Source organism: Gordonia sesuvii (genome assembly GCF_036350415.1).
Taxonomy (GTDB): Bacteria; Actinomycetota; Actinomycetes; order Mycobacteriales; family Mycobacteriaceae; genus Gordonia; species Gordonia sesuvii.
Window position 1 is genome coordinate 444098 of the sequence record NZ_JAZDUF010000002.1, and the last position, 18783, is coordinate 462880.

Below are 18783 nucleotides of genomic sequence, written 5' to 3' on the forward strand. Positions count from 1 at the left end.
CTAGTGCCTGACTACGACCGTCCGTCCTGACCGGTGCCGCCCGCGGCGTTGTCGTCGGGACCGATGTGCGGGTGGTAGCGCTGTTCCAGTTCCCGAAACGCATTCATCGCCGCCACGGCACGGTCTGAGTCCCAGGCCTGCACGGCCAGAACGGGCACGTGTTCGTCGTCGGGCAGCAACAGCCGCGCCGAGAAACCTTTGTCCGGGTAGGTCATGCCCCGCACCCGGTCCCACTCGAACAGGCGCTCCCCGGTGAGATTGCGCACGCCGACACCGGCACGGCCGACGCGCAGGCGCGGCCGGGTGAACAACAGGATGAGCGCGGCCTCGACGACACCGATCAAGGCGAGACCGAGTTGGTCCGACCCGCCGATCTGGACTCCGGTGTCGGAGATGGTCAGCAACGCCGCAAACGTGATGTGGATCGCAATCACAACCGCTGCGACGACGATCGCGATGCGGGGCATCCGTCGGGGGCGGTAGTCGAGGTCCCACTGCACGGTCGTGGAGGTGCTCAACGGAGTTCTTCGCCGCGGGCCAGCGCCCGCAGGGTCAACGCGGAGTCCAGCGCGGCCGACGTGGCCTGCGCGCCTTTGTCCTCTTTGGATTCGGGCAGTCCCGCGCGTGCCAACGCCTGCTCTTCGGTCAGTGTGGTCAGCACCCCGTTGCCGACGGGGGTGGATTCGTCCAGTGACACTCGGGTCAGCCCGGCGGTCACCGCGTCGCAGACGTACTCGAAATGCGGTGTCTCCCCCTTGATGACGACGCCGAGTGCGACCACGGCATCGTGGGTGCGGGCCAGGGCCTGCACGATGACCGGCAGTTCGATCGCGCCGGCGACACGCACCACGGTGGGGTCGGCGACACGATGTTCGGCCGCCACCCGCAGTGCACCGTCGAGCAGCGCGGTGCAGATGGTCTCGTGCCACTGGGAGGAGACGATCGCCAGGCGCAGCCCGCTCGCGTCCGCCAGGTCGAGTGTCGGTTCGCCGTGCCCACTCACGCCGGGTCTGCCTCCCCGTTGCGTTCCACCCATTCCTCCAGGCCGACGAGGTCGTGGCCCATCCGGTCCCGTTTGGTGCGCAGGTAGTGCAGGTTCTCCGAGTTGGCCCGCACCGGCATCGGCACCCGGTCCACGATCTGCAGGCCGTAGCCGTCGAGACCGACCCGTTTGGCCGGGTTGTTGGTGAGCAGGCGCATCGAGCTGACGCCCAGGTCTACCAGGATCTGGGCGCCCAGTCCGTAGTCACGAGAGTCCGCGGGAAGGCCCAGGCGCAGGTTGGCGTCGACGGTGTCGGCGCCGGAATCCTGCAGCTGATAGGCCTGCAGTTTGTGCAGCAGGCCGATGCCGCGACCCTCATGACCCCGCATGTAGAGCACGACCCCGCGGCCCTCGCTCGCGACCATCTCCATCGCCGCGTCGAGCTGCGGACCGCAGTCGCAGCGCAGCGAGCCGAAGACGTCGCCGGTGAGGCATTCGGAGTGCACCCGGACCAGTACGTCGTGTCCGCCCCGGTCGGCGCCGGCGATGTCACCCTTCACCAGTGCCACGTGCTCCACGTCGTCGTAGATGCTCGAGTACCCGACGGCACGGAAGTCACCGTGGCGGGTGGGGATCCGCGCCTCGGCGACTCGGACCACGTGCTTCTCGTGCCGGCGACGCCACGCGATCAGGTCGGCGATCGAGATGAGCGCGAGGTCGTGGTCATCGGCGAACACGCGCAGCTCGTCGGTCTGCGCCATCGAGCCCTCGTCCTTCTGGCTGACGATCTCGCAGATCACGCCGGCGGGCGCGAGACCGGCCAGGCGTGACAGATCGACGGCGGCCTCGGTGTGGCCGGGGCGGCGCAGCACGCCGCCCTCTTTGGCGCGCAGCGGCACCACGTGGCCGGGCCGCGTGAAGTCGACGGCGCTGCTCTTCGGATCGGCCAGCAACCGCATCGTGGTGGCACGATCGGCGGCGCTGATGCCGGTGCCGATGCCCAGGCGTGCATCCACGGTCACGGTGTACGCCGTGCCGTGCTTGTCCTGGTTCATGGAGTACATCGGCGGCAAACCGAGCCGATCGCAGTCCTCCCCGGCCAGTGGCACGCAGAGGTATCCGGAGGTGTAGCGCACCATGAACGCGACGAGCTCGGGTGTCGCCTTCTCCGCGGCGAAGATCAGGTCGCCCTCGTTCTCGCGGTCCTCGTCGTCGACCACGACGACGGCCTTACCGGCCGCGATGTCGGCGATCGCCCTCTCCACCGAATCGAATCGCACGAGCTCGCGCACCTCCGGATCTGCCGGACCCGTCATGTCGTCACCGCCTACCGTTGCACTGCTCACCATGTCTACTCCGCTCCTGTCCCGCCCCGAACACCACGGTCGCTCACGCCCGGCAGGTTCGGGGACCCCGATTCCTGCAGAGCGGGATGAAGGCGTTCGACGTACTTCGCGATCACGTCGACCTCGAGATTGACGGGATCGCCCACCGTCGCGCCGCCCAGGTTCGTCTCGCTGAGCGTGGTGGGGATGAGTGAGATCTCGAACCACGCGTCACCGGAGTCGGCGCCCAACGCGGCGACCGTCAACGACACCCCGTCGACGGTGATCGAGCCCTTCTCCACGATGTACCGGCTGAGGTCGGCGGGCACGGCGATCCGCACGACGGTCCAGTGTTCGGAGGGGGTGACGGCGACGATCCGGCCGACGCCGTCGACGTGGCCCTGCACGATGTGGCCGCCGAAGCGCCCGTCCGCGGCCATGGCCCGTTCCAGATTGACCCGACTGCCCGCACCGAGATCGGCCAATGAGCTGCGCCGCAGCGTCTCGGCCATGACGTCGACGGTGAACTCGCCCGCATCGTGTTCGACGACGGTCAGGCACACACCGTTGACCGCGATGGAGTCGCCGAACCGGGCGTCACCGGTCACCAGGGGGCCGCGAACTCGTAGGCGGGCGGCATCGGACAGATCGTCTCGACGGACGATGGTGCCGAGTTCCTCGACGATGCCGGTAAACACTGTGCGCTCCTCGTGTTCTCGCTCGGAGCGCGTGCATGTGAGCATGAGGACGGCCGGGAGCCGGCGTCCGTTCTCTCACATCCGGACTCTGACCGTCGGCTCCGGATTCACACCGGATCTGCTGTCCCTGCCAGGTGGCAGGCGCTCGCGGGCTCGACGCCCACGTCTGTGGGTCACCATCACCGCCGGTGGGGAATTCCACCCCGCCCCGAGAACTCTGTCATCGAAATTAGCACGTCCGAACTCGACACGGCATCCGCCCGTCGACCGATGAGCTCGCCGTCACCTCACGACCCCGCACAGAAACCCCCGGTGTCGCGATCATCCGGCGTCGGCGGTGAGGCGGATCAGGACGTCGTCGCCGAGCGTCTCGACCGACACCAGCGAGAACCTGTGCGCATCGGTGAGCGACTCGACTCCCGGGACCTCGACCGACGCGGCCCCCGCACCGAGCACCAGGGGTGCGAGATAGACCTCGATCTCGTCGACGAGCCCGGCCGCCACGAATGCCCCGATGACCAACGGTCCGCCCTCGACCAGCACCCAGAGGGCGTCCTCGAGCCCGGCGAGCACTTCGGCTGGTTCATGAGTCCGGAAGTGTCGCGTCGGTGCCGCGTCGTCGGCGATCTGCGCCCCGGCGGGCAGATCACGAAATCCCATCACCACTCTCGAGGGCTGGTGCGGCAGCAGCCCGCCGTCCTCGTCCCGCGCGGTGAGCGCGGGGTCGTCACGCCAGACGGTGCCCGTGCCGATCACGATCGCATCCAGCCTCGCCCGCTGACGGTGCGCGCGCCGACGCGCCTGCTCCCCGGTGATCCATTGACTGGTCCCGTCGGGCGCCGCGACCCGACCGTCGACGCCCGAGGCGATCTTGGCGGTGACCATCGGACGTCCGGTTCGCTGCCGGAACAGCCAGGGACGCAACGGCCCAGCCGCTACGGCAGCCGCTTCGACACCGCCGACCACCCGCAGACCGGCGTCACGAAGCGTGCCGGCGCCACCGGCGGCGCGGGGATTCGGGTCGTCGATCGCGTAGTACACCGCGACGACCCCCGCGTCTCGCAAGGCAGCGGTGCACGGGCCGGTGCGGCCGGTGTGGTCACACGGCTCCAGGGTTACCACGGCGATGGCGCCGCGGGCGGCGGCGCCCGCCGCGGCCAACGCCATCACCTCGGCGTGCGGACCGCCCGGCGGCTGGGTGAATCCTCGTCCGAGTACAGTCCCGTCCTGCGCGATGATGACCGCTCCCACGGGCGGATTGGGCGAACTGATGCCCTGTGCGCGACGGGACTCGTCGATGGCCAGGTGCATTGCGCGGGCGACGTCGACTCCACCCGCGCCGACGTCCGCGGCGGCTGCGTCGGACACGACGATCAGTCCACCGGACCCCGTGCAGCAGCGGCCTGCTCGCGAAGCGCATGCACGGCCTCACCCGGGTCCTGGGCACCGTAGACCGCCGAACCCGCCACGAAACAGTCGATGCCCGCTGCTGCGGCCTGCTCGATGGTGTCGGCGTTGATCCCGCCGTCGATCTCGACGAGCAGGGTGAGGTCCTCGGCGTCGATCACCTTCCGGATGGCGCGCGCTTTCGCCAGCACCTCGGGGATGAACTTCTGCCCGCCGAAGCCCGGCTCGACACTCATGATCAGCAGGGTGTCGAAATCCCGGACGATGTCGAGATAGGGCTCGAGGGGTGTGCCCGGCTTGATGCTCAACCCGGCCTTGGCGCCCGCGGCCCGGATGTCCCGCGCCACCGCGACCGGGTCGTCGGTGGCCTCGGCGTGGAAGGTCACGTTGTGGGCGCCGGCTTCCGCGTACGGCGGCGCCCATCGGCCGGGCTGTTCGATCATCAGGTGGCAGTCGATCGGGATGTCGGTGGCCTTGAGCAGGCTCTCCACCACCGGCAGGCCCAGGGTCAGATTCGGCACGAAGTGCGCATCCATCACGTCGACGTGCAGCCAGTCGGCACGGCCCGGACCGGGCCCGGCCACTGCGCGCGCCTCGGCGGCGAGGTTGGCGAAGTCGGCGGAGAGGATGGATGGGGCGATCATCGGGGTACCGGTGGCGCACATGAGCACTGATTGTAGGGCGCGCGCGGAGGGATTCGGTGATCGTCGTCGCCGCCCGGCCGATCCGTCGTGTATCAGTCGTCGGCGAGGAGCGGAACGGCCATGCGGCGCACATACTTCGCGAGGTCGTCGAAGTCGGCGGCACGCAGCGCCTGACTCCCGATCTTCTCTCGCATCACCGCGATCCCGACCACGAGGGCGTTGAGCAGCTCGGCGCGCAGGCCGGCGTCGTCGCCGCCCAGCCGATCACCGAGCCCGCGGGTGAAGGTGTCCTCCACCATCTCGCGGATGATCTCGGTGATCGTGTCGTTGTTGACCACCCCCGCCAGCAGGGCGCTACTGCCCCGGCCCGACGCACTGGCGTCGAGAACCTCGCGCAGGATCCCTTCCGGCAGGTGCTCGATCGGGCTGGTCGCGATGAGTTCCGACACGGACGCGCCGCCGCCGCGGACCGCTTCGACGAACAGACTCTCCTTGGACCCGAAGTAGCGGTTGATCAGCGCCTGGTTGACGCCGACCTCGGCCGCGATGTCGCGGGTGGTGGTCTGCGTGGCACCTCGTTCGGCAAGCAGATGGCGAGCTGCCTGCAGCAATGCCTCACGGGTCGCTGCCGCATCCCTGCGCCGCGGGGCCGGCTGGGCCATCGGTCGCCTCCTCGAGCTCGGTCCAGGTCGGCCGCACGATTCGACGGCGCCTCTGACGCGCCAGCCTATCGTCACCCTCGGCGCTCCGAAGCGGCCTTCGTCACATAAGTCGTCACGCGTTGACTTGATGCCGCGCCGGGTCGTACGGTCTATGTAATCAGCTGTTGACTTAGCTCGGCTCACCGTCACTCCGAGGTGCGGTCGGCGGCTTCGACATACCCACCGCACAGTCTTCGATGGAAGGGCATCATGCACTCTCCTGCCTCCGCTCCACCCGGTCCGCCGGCCCAAACGACGTCCCGTCCAGGCGCCGTCGTCGCGACCCTGGCCTTCGCCGGCACGGTCGCCGCCGTGATGCAGACACTGGTCACGCCGCTGCTTCCGGAACTCCCCGAAATCCTGAACACCTCGGTCTCCAACTCGACCTGGGTGATCACGGCGACGCTGCTCGTCGCCGGCGTGGCCATCCCGATCACAGGCCGTCTGGGCGACCAGATCGGCAAACGCCGGGTGCTGCTCGCCCTCACCGTCCCCCTGGCCGCCGGGTCGGTCATCTGTGCGCTGTCGTCGTCACTGCTTCCGATGATCATCGGGCGAGGACTCCAGGGTCTCGGGATGGGGATGGTGCCGTTGGGGATCGCGCTGCTCCGGGATGTGGTGCCGCGCGAGAAGCTCAGCTCGTCGATTGCTCTGGTCAGCGCGTCGATGGGTATCGGCGGCGGGATCGGGCTGCCGGTGGCGGCCGCGGTCGCCGAGTTCGCGAGTTGGCGGGTGCTCTTCTGGGGTTCCGCGGTGCTGGCGGTGACGATCGCGATCCTGGTCTGGTCGCTGATCCCGGATGTGGCGCCTGCTGCCCCGGGCGGCCGATTCGACCTGCTCGGCGCGATCGGGCTCAGCGTCGGTCTCGTCTGCCTGCTGCTGTCGGTGTCCAAGGGCGCCGACTGGGGTTGGACCTCGGGTGCAACGCTGGGGCTCGGCGCGGTCGCGATCGTCGCCCTGGTCGCGTGGGCCGCCTGGGAACTGCGCACACGGGAGCCGCTGGTCGACCTGCGTACGACCGCGCGCCCCCGCGTGCTCACCACCAACGTCGCCTCGATCTTCGTGGGTGTCGCGATGTACGCGAGCATGCTGGTCATCCCGCAGATCATGCAGCTGCCCACCGAGACCGGCTACGGCCTCGGGCAGTCGATGCTCGCCACCGGTCTGTGGATGCTGCCGGGCGGTCTGATGATGATGATCGTCTCGCCCTTCGGCGGCAAACTCACCGACGCCCGCGGTCCCAAATTCACCCTGATGTGCGGCGCTGCGGTGATCACCGCCGGCTATGCGTGCTCGCTGCTGCTGCTCGGCTCGGCGTGGGGTCTGATGGTGTCGCTCATGGTGATCAACTCCGGTGTCGGTCTCGCGTACGGCGCCATGCCCGCCCTCATCATGAGTTCGGTGCCGGTCGCCGAGACTGCGGCGGCCAACGGTTTCAACACCCTGATGCGTTCATTGGGGACATCGTTCGGAGCAGCGGCCATCGGTGCGGTCCTCGGCCAGATGACCATCGTGTTCGCCGGCAGTGCGATGCCATCGGAGAACGGCTTCGAAGTGGCGATGATGATCGGCGGTGCGATGGCGCTGGTCGCGTTGATGGTCGCCGTCCTGATCCCGAAGCGCGGCGGCGAGGACTCGACCGGCGACGCAACCACGCGGACGGCACACACTGCGCGGGAGAAGGTAGAGGCATAGACCTTCTGGCATCACGGCTCCGGTCGCGTGTGACGCGATCGGGGCCGTTCCCGTTCCGATCGTCAGAGTGACGACCGGCGTATGGCCGCCAAGAACATCGCATCTGTGCCGTGGACATGCGGCCAGAGCTGGACGTGCGGCCCGGGGCCCGCATCAGGGACGGGGACGAGCGGGCGCGCATCGAGTTGTTCGGCGTCCGGATGCTGTGCGAGCACGTCGGCAACGACCTCGACGGTCTCCGCAGGGTGCGGCGAACACGTCGAGTACACGACGACGCCGCCGGGCCGGAGCAGCCGGAACGCCTCGGTGAGCAGCTCACGCTGCAATGTGACCAACCCGGGTACGTCCTCCGGCCGGCGACGCCAGCGCGCCTCGGGACGACGGCGCAACGACCCGAGCCCGCTGCAAGGCGCATCGAGCAGAATTCGATCGAAACCCGCCTCGAGTCTGCTGGCCCGCGCGTCGACGACGTGCACTTTGACCGGCAGATCGCGGACCACCTTGCGGATCAGCTCGGCCCGGTGTTCGGAGACCTCGACGGCGTCGAGGTGTGCTCCGTCGATGTCGGCGATCGCCGCCACGAGTGCGGCCTTGCCGCCGGGTCCGGCGCACATGTCCAGCCATCGCCCGGCATCGTCGGCGACGTCGACGACCGTGACAGCTCGTCCCACCAGTTGGCTGCCCTCGTCCTGCACACCGGCATACCCTTCGCGCACCGCGTCCAGATCGCCCGGATCGCCGCCCGGCAGGTAGACGCAGTACGGCGAGTACCGTCCGACCTCGCCACCACTGACCAGGGCGAGCTCCTCGGCGGTGATCAGGCCCGGCCGCGCCACCAGATGCACCGGAGGACGATCGTCGTCGGCGGCCAGCGCCGCCTGCAGTCGACCCGCCGACCCACCCAGCGCCTCGTCGAAGACCTCGGCGATCCACCGCGGATGGGCGTATCGGAACGCCAGGTTTCCGATGACGTCGTCGGCGATGGAGGGGGCCAGCTCGTCGATCCACAACTCCTCGTCGCGCTGGGAGACCTTGCGCAACACGGCGTTGACGAATCCGGCCGGCCCCATTCCCATTTCGGATCGGATCAGGTCGACCGACGTGGAGACCGCCGCGTGGGCGCCGATCCGGGTGCGGAGCAGTTGGTAGGTGCCGAGTCGAAGGACATCCAACACGTCCCCGTCGATCTCGTCGACGGGCCGCCGGGCAGCAGCGGCGATGACGGCGTCGAGCAGCCCCTGCGCGCGGGCGGACCCGTAGGTCAGCTCGGTGGCGAGCGCGGCGTCTCGGCCGGTGATGGCCCTGTCGCGCAGCATCTTCGGGAGCACCAGGTTGGCGTAGGCGTCGCGTGTCCGGATCGCGCGCAGGGTGTCCCTGGCCGCGGCCCGGACCGGATCGACCGCCTTGTCGCGGGTCTTGGGTGACCTCGTCATGCGCTCACCTTCGTCTCGGCGTGCATGCTCATCCGAGCACGGTGTCGTCGGTGAGCCGGGCGCCGCGCGCCCAGTCCGCCGCGGGCATGGCCTTCTTGCCGGGTGGCTGTACCCAGGACAGGCGCACCGGTTCGGTCGTGGTCGCGACATCCACGGTGCGCTTGGTCACGCGCAGCGACCCGGGGCTCGGTGCGGCGACATCGGACGCGAGTGGTTCCGCCTTGCCGACCGGACCGATCTTGATCCGCGCACCGTCGAGGGTGGTCCACGCACCGGGCGCGGGTGTGTGCGCGCGGATCCGACGCTCGACGATGTGAGCGGGCAGATCCCACCGGATACGAGCGTCGTCGACATCCACCTTCGGTGCGTGCGTCACCCCCGCGCCGGCCTGCGCCACCGGGGTGAGCGACCCGTCGTCGATTCCGTCGAGCGTGGACACGAGCAGTTCCGCACCGCTGCGGGCCAGTCTGTCCAGCAGGTCGCCGCTGGTGTCGGTTGCCGTGATCGTCTCGGTGATCACGCCGTAGACGGGGCCGGTGTCGAGCCCCTCCTCCAGCCGGAAGGTACTCGCGCCGGTGACCTCATCGCCGGCGGCGATCGCGTGCTGTACCGGCGCCGCGCCGCGCCAGGCGGGCAACACCGAGAAGTGCAGATTCACCCAGCCGTGCGTCGGCAGGGTGAGCAGGCCGGGCGGCACCAGCCCGCCGTAGGCGACCACCGCGCCACAGTCGGGGCGCCAGGACCGGAGTTGGTCGAGAACACCGGCGTCGGTGAGCCGGCGAGGCGTCATCACCTCGATGCCGTGCTCATCGGCGAGTTGGGCTATCGGCGACCGCACCAGGCTGCGACCGCGCCCGGACGCGGCATCAGGGCGCGAGATCACGCCGACGACGTCGTGGCGTGGGGAGTCGAGCAGCAGGCGCAGCGACGGCACGGCCACCTCCGGGGTTCCGGCGAATACGACCCTCATCTGATCCTTTCGTGCCGGACGACCGACATGTCGACGCTCATCCGATCGTAGGGGGATCGACCTGGACGCGGATCGGCCCGGTCTCGTGCTGTGCGTTTCGGCGGACCTGAGCCGCCACCAGCGACTCGGCCAGCAGCCTCCCGTCGCGTCGCGGCACCCTCAGCAGCACCCGCTCGACGTCTCCGTCCAGGGCCTCGCCGCTGCCGGCGGGCGGGCGGACTCCCGGCGGGAGCGGGACCGGCCCGAGCATCTGCCCGCCGTCGGGCAACTCCACGGACTCGACGAACGCCGACACCGTCCGCGCCGTCCCGTCGACGGAAGCCATCGTCACCGCGGGCGGGAATCCGAGCTCCACGCGTTGGGCGAGCTCCTGATCGGCGAAACCGACCGGGTCCCAACGGATCATCGCCTGCACCGGGGTAAGGGCCGCGTCGGCGACGATGACGAGTGTGCCCCCGTCCTCGTGCGCCCGCACCAGCGATCCCACCGCCATCCACCGGCGCACCGCATCCTCTGCCGCCCGGAGGTCGGCCCGGTCCAGCTGCGCCCAGGTGTCGAGCAGGACGGCCGCACCGTAGCCGCCCTCGGCCCGCGGCTCCGCGCCCGGCGTCGCGACGACGATGCGTGCGCCGCCGTCCACGTCGGCGGAGATGGTGGCGCCGCCGGAGGTGGTGATCGGTACCTCCGCGAATGCCCGACCCAGTTCCTCCGCGGTGCGGCGGGCACCGGTGGTCAGCGCCCTCACCTCGCCGCCGCCACACTCGGCGCACCGGAAGTTCGGCTCGGGCCGCCCACACCATCGACACGAGACGGCATCGGCGGAATCCAGCTGCAGCGGTCCGTGGCAGGCACGGCACCGGGCATGCGCGCGGCACCGGGCGCACGCCAATGACGGGATGTAGCCCCGCCGGGGCACGCTGAACAGCACCGGAAGGTCGGCGGCGATCGCCTTGCGTGCAGCGTCGAACGCGACACCGGGGATACGGGCCGACCGGGCCAACGGGTCGCCCGCCACCCGTCGGTCCTCGGCGCTGAGCGCCACCACGCGAGCCGTACGCGCACGCACCGTCGGACGGTCGGCGACGAGATCGTGCGCCCACCCTGACGCGACCAGCGCGTGGGCTTCGGTCGTACGCGCGAACCCGCCGATCACCAGCGCGCAACGCTGTCGATGGGATCGCAGGACCGCGACCTCACGCGGATGGGGATACGGCGCGCGTGGCTCGTTGAGGCTGTCATCACCGTCGTCCCAGATCACCACGAGACCCAGGTCGTGCACCGGCGCGAACACCGCGCTGCGCGTCCCGAGAACGACGTCGGCGGCACCGCGCCGCACCGCGAGCCAACGCCGATACCGCGCCGTCGGGCCGAGCCCGGCCGCCAGCGTCACGCAGCGATCGCCGAACACCGGCGCACAGGCACTCTCCAGCCGGTCGAGATCGCGCTGGTCCGGCACCACCAGGATGGAACCGCGACCGGCCGCGGCCGCGGCCGCCGCGAGCTCGGCCAATCGGGTCGGCCAGTCCTCACCGGAGGTTGCCTGCCAGACGGCCCGCGGATGCCCCTCTCGCATCGACTCCACGAACGACGCGGCGGCCGGGTAGACAGACCACCCGGTCAGGTCGGGTTCGGTCGGCGCAGCGGTTTCCGGGGCCTCGGTGTGTTCTTTCTCCGTACGTGCGTGTCGGGGCGGTATCGCCAGCCGGACGACGTCGGACATCGTGCCGGCGTAGCGGTCGGCCACCGCGCGGCACACCGACGCGAGATCCGGATCGAGAACGGATTCGGGCGACACCACACGTTCGAGCCAGCCGAGGCGGCCCGGGTGGTCACTCTGTTCGATCCGGTCGAGCAGGAAACCGTCGACCAGGCGACCCGAGAACCGCACCCGCACCCGCACGCCGGGCTGCGCCAGCTCATCCTGCTGGTCGTCGATCAGGTAATCGAACGGACGGTCGAGATGGGCGAGCCCGAGCATCGGCAACACCTTGCCGACGGGTTTGCGAGGCGCGGGCACACGAGAGCCGGCCCGTGCGGACACAGCGATCTGCAGGTCGGGTCGATCAGAGACCGGCAGCGGCGCGCAGTTTCTCCGCGCGGTCGGTGCGCTCCCACGGCAGGTCCACGTCGGTCCGGCCGAAGTGCCCGTAGGCCGCGGTCGGGCCATAGATCGGACGCAACAGGTCCAGGTCCCGGATGATGGCGAGCGGCCGCAGGTCGAAGACCTCGGAGATCACTTTTTCGATCACCACGGGGTCGACACGTTCGGTGCCGAAGGTCTCCACGAACAACCCCACCGGGGCGGCCTTACCGATGGCGTAGGCGACCTGCACCTCGATCCGACCGGCGAGTCCGGCGGCCACTGCGTTCTTGGCCACCCAACGCATGGCGTATGCCGCGCTGCGATCGACCTTCGACGGATCCTTTCCGGAGAACGCGCCGCCACCGTGCCGGGCCATTCCGCCGTAGGTGTCGACGATGATCTTGCGACCGGTCAGGCCCGCGTCACCCATCGGACCGCCGAGGACGAACTTACCGGTCGGGTTGACCAGCAGACGGACCTCGGAGGTGTCCAGGCTCGCCAGCCCGATCTCCGCGAGGACCGAGTCGACGACCTTGCTGCGGATGTCCGGCGTCAGCATGTTGTCGAGGTCGATGTCCGCGGCGTGCTGGGTGGAGATCACCACGGTGTCGAGCCGCACCGGCTTGTCACCGTCGTACTCGATGGTCACCTGGGTCTTGCCATCCGGCCGCAGGTACGGCAGCACACCGGTCTTGCGGACCTCGGTGAGTCGACGCGACAGGCGATGCGCCAGCGCGATCGGCACCGGCATGTACTCGGGTGTCTCGTCGGTGGCGTAACCGAACATCAGACCCTGGTCGCCGGCACCCTGGCTGTCGATCTCGTCCTCGGAGATGCCGCTGCGGCTCTCGTGCGAGTTGAACACGCCGCCGGCGATGTCCGGTGACTGTGCGCCGATGGCGACGTTCACACCGCACGACGCGCCGTCGAAGCCCTTGGTCGACGAGTCGTAGCCGATGTCGAGGATCTTCTTGCGCACGATGCCGGGGATGTCGACGTACGCGGTCGTCGTGACTTCTCCGGCGACGTGCACCTGACCGGTGGTGACCAAGGTCTCGACGGCGACGCGGGCCTTCGGATCGTCGGCCAGCATCGCATCGAGGATCGAGTCGCTGATCGCGTCACAGATCTTGTCGGGATGCCCCTCGGTGACGGATTCACTGGTGAACAGGCGTGACGCAGAGGTGGTCATCTGATCCTCTCAGGGTCTTCGCGCGGCCCGGTCCCGGGCGGCGTGGGCGACGACGTGTGTCGTCCATTGTCTCTACTGCTCAGCTTTGTCTCTACCGCTCAACACTGTCTCTACCATTCGCCGACCGCCACCCTGAGGTGGGCGTTCCCGGCTGCGCTCGGTGCGAACGCGTTCCAAACTACACAGGGCCACCGACGGTGGCGTCCTCAGGCCGTTGTGCCGTCAGACCGGGTTGTCGCCGTCGGCCAGCAGCTCGCGGACCTCGTCCAGAATCCGGCTCGACATGAGGGTCTTCGAACCGAGCGGGAGCGCCGTCTCGGTCCCGGTCGACGACAACAACCAGCCGGTGTTGTCTTCGGTGCCGAAGGCCTTGCCCTCCCCCACGGCGTTGACCACCAGGAGATCGCATCCCTTTCGGCGGAGTTTCGCGCGCCCGTGATCGAGGACTCCCCCGGTCTCGTCGCCGGTCTCGGCGGCGAATCCGACGATGACGGTATCGGCCGGGATTCGGCCCGCCTCTCGTCCGGTCACCAGTCCCCGGAGGATGTCGGGGTTGGTGGTGAGTTCGATCGGCGCGGGACCGGAGTCGGTCTTCTTGATCTTGGATTCTGCGAACGCGATCGGGCGGAAGTCGGCGACCGCTGCGGCCATGATGACGACGTCGGCCTCGGCCGCACGTTTCGTCATCTCGTCGGCGAGGTGCTGGGCGTTCGACACCCGGACGATGTCCACTCCGGCGGGGTCGCCCGGGTCGGCGGTCGATCCGGCGACGACGGTCACCGTGGCGCCGCGTTGCGCGGCTGCGCGCGCCAACGCGAATCCCTGCTTGCCCGAACTGTGATTGCCGAGGTAGCGAACCGGATCGAGCGGCTCACGGGTGCCGCCGGCGCTGATCACCACCCGGACTCCGGCGAGGTCGTACGGCAGCGCATCGGGACGTTCGAGCAGCAGTTCGCCGATCATCGCGATCTCCTGCGGGTCCGGCAGCCGGCCCGCACCGCTGTCGGTCCCGGTCAGCCGACCCGACGCCGGCGTCATCACCGTGGCGCCGTGTGCGCGCAGCGTCGCCACGTTGGCCTGCGTCACGGGGTGCTCCCACATCTCGGTGTGCATGGCCGGAACGAAGACGACCGGACATCGGACCGTGAGCAGGGATGCGGTCAGTAGGTCGTCGGCGCGGCCGGATGCGGCACGCGCCATCAGGTCCGCGGTGGCCGGGGCGATGACCACCAGGTCTGCGCCTTGGCCGAGGCGGACGTGTGCGACCTGGTCGACGTCGTCGAACACGTCGGTGCTGACCGGATTACCCGACAGCGCCTCGAAGGTCGCGGCACCGACGAACTTGAGGGCAGCCTCGGTGGGCACGACCCGGACATCGTGACCGGTCTCGGTGAAGTGTCGGATGACCGAGCAGACCTTGTAGGCGGCGATGCCGCCGCCGACACCGATCAGAACCCGGCGCCGGGCGCCGGGTGCGGCTGCGCGCGGTGTGACCATCCCCCGGGCCCGCGGCTCTTATTCGCCTTCGGTGTGCTCGAGGAGGTCGGAGTGGATCTCCCGCATCGCGATCGACAGCGGCTTCTCCTGCAGACCCGGCTCCACCAGCGGGCCGACGTACTCGAGGATTCCGTCGCCGAGCTGGTTGTAGTAGTCGTTGATCTGCCGGGCACGCTTCGCCGCATAGATGACCAGCGCGTACTTCGAGGAGGCGCGCTCGAGCAGCTCGTCGATCGGCGGGTTGGTGATCCCCAGCGGGGTCTCGTAGGCCGGTGCGTCGGCAACTTCGGTCAGGTCGAAATTCGTCGGGGTGCTCACGCAAACTCCTGCATCGCTGTGCTCTGGTGGCGACGTCCTGCCCTCGTCGGCAGGCGCCGGCGGTCTCAAACGTCTGAGGTCGGCTGTCGGGTGGGCGTCGGCGCGGACTGGTCTGCGGTCGACCCATCGGACCCGACCAGCAAGGATACCAACTCGGAGGCCACCTGGTCGACTTCGCGGTTGACCAGCACGTGATCGAACTCGTCCTGGGCGGCCATCTCGGTGCGCGCCGTCTCCAATCGACGAGCGACCGCATCGGCCGATTCGGTGCCGCGGCCGCTCAGACGCGTGACCAGGTCGTCCCAGGTGGGTGGTGCCAGGAAGACGCTCGTCGCCTCCGGGAGTCGGCGCACGACGTTGCGTGCGCCTACCAGGTCGACCTCGACCAAGACCGGAAGTCCGCGCCCCATGGCCTCCAACACCGGGCTCTTGGGTGTCCCGGAACGTTGCAGGCCACCGTGGATCTCGGCCCATTCCAGCATCTCGTCGTCGGCGATCATCCGGTCGAACTCGGCGCTCTCGACGAAGTGGTAATCGCGGCCGTCGACCTCACCGGGCCGCGGATCACGAGTAGTCGCCGAGACGCTGAAGAACATCTCCGGGAGCAACTCCCGCACCTTCGCGACCACCGTCGACTTACCCACGGCCGAGGGGCCGACCAGAACCACCAGTCGGCCCCTCGGAGGCGTGGATCGCGGCGGCTCGGGTGTCGGGCGGGTCACCGCCGAACCTGTGCCGTCATCACGCGCGTGTCGCTCGTGTGCTCGTCAGGAGCTGAACTTCTCGAGCAGCGCCTTCCGCTGCCGATCGCCGAGGCCACGCAGGCGGCGGGTCGGGGCGATCTCGAGCTCGGTCATGATCTCCTGCGCCTTGACCTTGCCCACCTTGGGCAGAGCCTCGAGCAGGGCGGAGACCTTCATCTTGCCCAGGATCTCGTCGTTCTCGGCATCCTTGAGCACCTGCTCGAGGTTGGTGCCGCCGCGCTTCAAGCGCTCCTTGAGCTCGGCGCGGGCCCGCCGAGCGGCAGCTGCCTTCTCCAACGCGGCAGCGCGCTGCTCGTCTGTCAACTGCGGAAGGGCCACGGGTTCCTCCGTCTTTCCTAGTCTTCGATTGGACTGTCATCAGTCGCGGGGTGCTTCTGATGGCGGTTGGTCGCCTGCGCGACCGTGGTGGTCGCTGTCAGCCGGCCGGCCACCGCCGCCGAATGGTGCGGCGAAAGCGACCGTACCCACGTGAGCAGGCATTTGCGAGTGCCACCCCAGCGAATCCAGCGGATTCAGATGTTGTAGCGGCCTCGCCTCCCGAACGTAGCGCACCGCCGTGACAAGGGGGTGCGGCAGGCCGCTGACTACGCATTTTGCGACAAAACTCCAGGTCAGCCACCCGCCGGGCACGCACCGCCATCCAGCGGCGTCAGTCGCGCCCGATTCGCGCTGCTGCCTGCGGTGATACGTGTGTGACACGAGTGGCGTCCGGGCATTTTTCGGATCCGGTTTGCTCTCGCGCGTGTCGCCGTCCGATCTGTCTGGACCGGGTCGACCCACGCGAGTCGATGTGTGCGCAGCGGCGGGATTCGCCTGATCCGCTAACCTCGCGAAATCTGCGGGAACCAGTTGGGTGTTTCGTGCGTCCAATCTCGTGGACGTGTCGGATGTGATGAGGATTCGGGGGGAAGATGTACGTAGATCCACCGCGTGTACATGCATTGGCGGGACGCACCCGGGGACATGCCGAGGACATCGGCGCGCAGTCGCCGGTCGCCGGCGGGGTCATCGCGGATCAGGGAGCCGGAGAGTCCGAGATCGCGCGAGTTCTCCGGGACTCCGCGAAGACCATCGACACCGTCCTGAGCTACCACGCGCAGCGACTGAACCATTTCGCAGACCTCGCCGACAAGGGTGCGCGCGAGTACGTCCGCACCGACGCCGCCGGCGCGCACCGCCTGGTGCAGCCCGGAACGGCTCCGGGCTGATGTCGGACAGTGACCGCTACACCGTCGACACTGTCCGCGCCTGGGACTTCACTTCGGCGCGGTCGGTGATCACCAAGATCGAGGCCTCGAGTGCAGCCGTGGGCCGGTCGGCCCAGGCCACCGCGCGCGACTTCGACGGCTCCACCGACTACTGGGACGCCGTGGGCGGCGACGCGGCTCGTAATCTGTCGCTGATGCATAAGAGCGACCTCGTCCGCTCGACCGCGGTGATGGACACGGTCGCGGAACGCTCCGCGTCGAAGCTCGACGAGATCCAGGGATACATCGACGTCCTGAACGCGAAGGTCGGCGAGATCAAGGCCTCGGAGTATCAACTCGCCTACCACCCGGACGGCGGCGTGTACTCGCTGAAGTCCAACGCCGAATGGGCCGACGAGTGGGGCTGGAGGACGCCTTTCAAACTCGTCGACAAGGAGGCCGACGAGTTGGGCTTCACCCTCGCGCTGCGCACTGCGCTGGCACAGGTGCAGACCATCGATCAGGCGGGTGCCGAGACTGTGCGCGGAACGTTCGAGAGCCTGGCACAGGGAGTGAAGGAAGGCGCGGTGCCGACCCCGGGCGACCCTCGGCTGCAGGAGATTCTGCGCAACTATCAGACCGAGAAGTCGGACGGCCAGGCGACGCTGTGGCCGGACGGGACGCTGCTCGCCGCCATCCGCGCCGTGCATCCCGACTTCGACCCCCGCCTGATGACTCCCGAGGAGGTCGCTTCCGTCTCATTGCTCCTCGCTCGCCAGGGCGCCAGTCCGATCGACCAGGCCAACGCGGCATACCGCTGGTATAACGCGATGTCGGCGGCCGACCAGGCGGCCAAGGATCGGTTCCCGCGCGAATCCCTCAGCGACGGTCACGGCGACGCCTTCCGGCATGCCTACTGGAATGCGTTGTTGACCAAGGAATTCGGCGCCGAGTGGACCGAGCAGTACACGACCGCCCACGAAGGACTCGGCGGTAACCCGGCCAATCGCGAAGCGATGGATCTGTACAACAACGAACTCGGCCGCAGCGTCGCCGAGGCGAACCCCGACGCCAGTGCCGAAGAACTGGCCGATCTGATCGCAGCCGAGGTGTCCGACGGAAGAACCATCGTGATCGGCGGCGACGGGGCCATAGATTGGAGCAAGAATGTCAAGGTCGGGGAGACAGGGCAACCCGGAACCGTCGGAGTTCCCCTGCCCGCCAACTGAAGTGTCACGCCGCATCCGCCGACTGGCGGGAACTGTTGCACTGATGACCGTGCTCGCCACGGTCGTCAACGGGTGTGCGGTGTCGCCGTTCGCTGGCGACGACGAGGAGACATGTAGCTCTGAGTTCGACCCACGCGCCGCAGGTGAACCCTTGGGTTCGAGCAACCGCTTTCTACACGTGAGCGCAGCGGCGGGTGCGACACCGGGTCTGACTACGACGCTGGCCGAGTTGACCGCACAGGCCGGTTGGGCCCAGTCCTACGACCAGATGATCAAGCAGTTCGACGGAATGAGCGATCCGGAGATCAACGAGCTGGCCGGGACGGGAACAATCTGCTGGCAGGTCCCCCACGGGGCCCCTGACGTCGGCGCCACGGGGTCATACATCTTCCTCAAGGCCCGAAAGCCGGTGCAGGCCGTGCGTTGGGATGCCGCGGGCGATCGCGACCCGATCTCGCTCCTCGACACACCCGGCGGCATCAACCCGGACACTGCACTGACCTCGAGGCCGGGTGTGAACCCACGGCTCGTCGTCGCCGCCCCTATCGAGGGTTGACGGCAACGCGAACTTGATCGCGAGGAGATCTCGGCCCGGTGAATCGTCGGTGGGATTCGCTGCGCGTGCCACGGGGTCGGCGGACAATGACAGCGCGCTTGC

At 68.9% G+C, this 18783-nt stretch carries 19 protein-coding genes and 1 riboswitch; of the genes, 4 read left to right on the forward strand and 15 right to left on the reverse strand.

The genetic code is table 11. The features are described 5' to 3' along the window. Positions 1-11: 11 nt before the first annotated feature. The 7 genes from VZC37_RS08765 to VZC37_RS08795 all read right to left on the reverse strand — a co-directional run bounded on the left by VZC37_RS08765 (position 12) and on the right by VZC37_RS08795 (position 5718). Positions 12-467: a PH domain-containing protein gene (locus VZC37_RS08765; RefSeq protein WP_330432498.1), complete on the reverse strand. Its 456-nt coding sequence runs from the start codon at positions 465-467 to the stop codon at positions 12-14. Between the two features lie 47 nt (positions 468-514). Then, positions 515-1003: a 6,7-dimethyl-8-ribityllumazine synthase gene (gene ribH, locus VZC37_RS08770; protein WP_330432079.1), complete on the reverse strand. Its 489-nt coding sequence runs from the start codon at positions 1001-1003 to the stop codon at positions 515-517. Next, positions 1000-2298: a bifunctional 3,4-dihydroxy-2-butanone-4-phosphate synthase/GTP cyclohydrolase II gene (locus VZC37_RS08775; protein WP_330432080.1), complete on the reverse strand. Its 1299-nt coding sequence runs from the start codon at positions 2296-2298 to the stop codon at positions 1000-1002. Before VZC37_RS08775 ends, ribH begins: the two co-directional genes overlap by 4 nt. Before the next feature lie 35 nt (positions 2299-2333). Next, positions 2334-3005 (reverse strand): riboflavin synthase, encoded by a 672-nt coding sequence (locus VZC37_RS08780; protein WP_330432081.1) that lies wholly within the window; start codon positions 3003-3005, stop codon positions 2334-2336. Between the two features lie 65 nt (positions 3006-3070). Further along, positions 3071-3225: riboswitch (FMN riboswitch) on the reverse strand. A 101-nt stretch (positions 3226-3326) separates the two neighbouring features. After that, complete coding sequence (gene ribD / locus VZC37_RS08785) at positions 3327-4316, reverse strand: bifunctional diaminohydroxyphosphoribosylaminopyrimidine deaminase/5-amino-6-(5-phosphoribosylamino)uracil reductase RibD (protein WP_330432500.1); 990 nt, start codon at positions 4314-4316, stop codon at positions 3327-3329. 62 nt (positions 4317-4378) lie between these two features. Further along, entirely contained in the window at positions 4379-5077 is a 699-nt protein-coding gene (gene rpe, locus VZC37_RS08790) for a ribulose-phosphate 3-epimerase (RefSeq protein ID WP_330432082.1), read from the reverse strand. Between the two features lie 71 nt (positions 5078-5148). After that, positions 5149-5718 (reverse strand): TetR/AcrR family transcriptional regulator, encoded by a 570-nt coding sequence (locus VZC37_RS08795; RefSeq protein ID WP_330432083.1) that lies wholly within the window; start codon positions 5716-5718, stop codon positions 5149-5151. 249 nt (positions 5719-5967) lie between these two features. Here VZC37_RS08795 and VZC37_RS08800 point away from each other — a divergent pair, with 249 nt between their 5' ends. After that, positions 5968-7452, forward strand: coding sequence for an MFS transporter (locus tag VZC37_RS08800; RefSeq protein ID WP_330432084.1), 1485 nt, complete (start codon positions 5968-5970; stop codon positions 7450-7452). Positions 7453-7514: 62 nt separating this feature from the next. On the opposite strand, the gene VZC37_RS08805 is transcribed toward VZC37_RS08800, so the two are convergent. From VZC37_RS08805 to mihF, 8 genes are all read right to left on the reverse strand, one after another. Beyond that, a complete protein-coding gene (locus tag VZC37_RS08805; protein WP_330432085.1) occupies positions 7515-8885 on the reverse strand; it encodes an RsmB/NOP family class I SAM-dependent RNA methyltransferase in 1371 nt (456 codons plus the stop codon). Between the two features lie 28 nt (positions 8886-8913). Continuing rightward, complete coding sequence (gene fmt / locus VZC37_RS08810) at positions 8914-9855, reverse strand: methionyl-tRNA formyltransferase (RefSeq protein ID WP_330432086.1); 942 nt, start codon at positions 9853-9855, stop codon at positions 8914-8916. 37 nt (positions 9856-9892) lie between these two features. Continuing rightward, positions 9893-11833, reverse strand: a complete 1941-nt coding sequence (locus VZC37_RS08815) for a primosomal protein N' (RefSeq protein WP_330432087.1) — start codon at positions 11831-11833, stop codon at positions 9893-9895. An 85-nt stretch (positions 11834-11918) separates the two neighbouring features. Further along, positions 11919-13130 carry a methionine adenosyltransferase gene (gene metK, locus VZC37_RS08820; protein ID WP_330432088.1) on the reverse strand — a complete coding sequence of 404 codons (1212 nt, stop codon included), beginning with the start codon at positions 13128-13130 and terminating at the stop codon, positions 11919-11921. 222 nt (positions 13131-13352) lie between these two features. Further along, a complete protein-coding gene (gene coaBC, locus VZC37_RS08825; protein WP_330432089.1) occupies positions 13353-14627 on the reverse strand; it encodes a bifunctional phosphopantothenoylcysteine decarboxylase/phosphopantothenate--cysteine ligase CoaBC in 1275 nt (424 codons plus the stop codon). Between the two features lie 18 nt (positions 14628-14645). After that, positions 14646-14945, reverse strand: a complete 300-nt coding sequence (gene rpoZ, locus VZC37_RS08830) for a DNA-directed RNA polymerase subunit omega (RefSeq protein WP_330432090.1) — start codon at positions 14943-14945, stop codon at positions 14646-14648. A 65-nt stretch (positions 14946-15010) separates the two neighbouring features. Further along, the gene (gmk, locus tag VZC37_RS08835; protein ID WP_330432091.1) at positions 15011-15667 is read right to left on the reverse strand and encodes a guanylate kinase; all 657 of its coding nucleotides are present in this window, start codon (positions 15665-15667) and stop codon (positions 15011-15013) included. A gap of 45 nt (positions 15668-15712) precedes the next feature. Then, on the reverse strand, positions 15713-16027 hold the full coding sequence (gene mihF / locus VZC37_RS08840) for an integration host factor, actinobacterial type (protein WP_160902413.1): 315 nt from the start codon (positions 16025-16027) through the stop codon (positions 15713-15715). Between the two features lie 593 nt (positions 16028-16620). On the opposite strand from mihF, the gene VZC37_RS08845 reads away from it, so the two are divergent. From VZC37_RS08845 to VZC37_RS08855, 3 genes are read left to right on the forward strand one after another with little or no spacing between them, the layout of a single operon-like run. Continuing rightward, positions 16621-16917 (forward strand): hypothetical protein, encoded by a 297-nt coding sequence (locus VZC37_RS08845; protein WP_330432092.1) that lies wholly within the window; start codon positions 16621-16623, stop codon positions 16915-16917. Next, complete coding sequence (locus VZC37_RS08850; protein ID WP_330432093.1) at positions 16917-18125, forward strand: DUF6973 domain-containing protein; 1209 nt, start codon at positions 16917-16919, stop codon at positions 18123-18125. The genes VZC37_RS08845 and VZC37_RS08850 overlap by 1 nt, the downstream gene beginning before the upstream one ends. A 43-nt stretch (positions 18126-18168) precedes the next feature. Beyond that, entirely contained in the window at positions 18169-18681 is a 513-nt protein-coding gene (locus VZC37_RS08855; RefSeq protein WP_330432094.1) for a hypothetical protein, read from the forward strand. Positions 18682-18783: the final 102 nt, after the last annotated feature.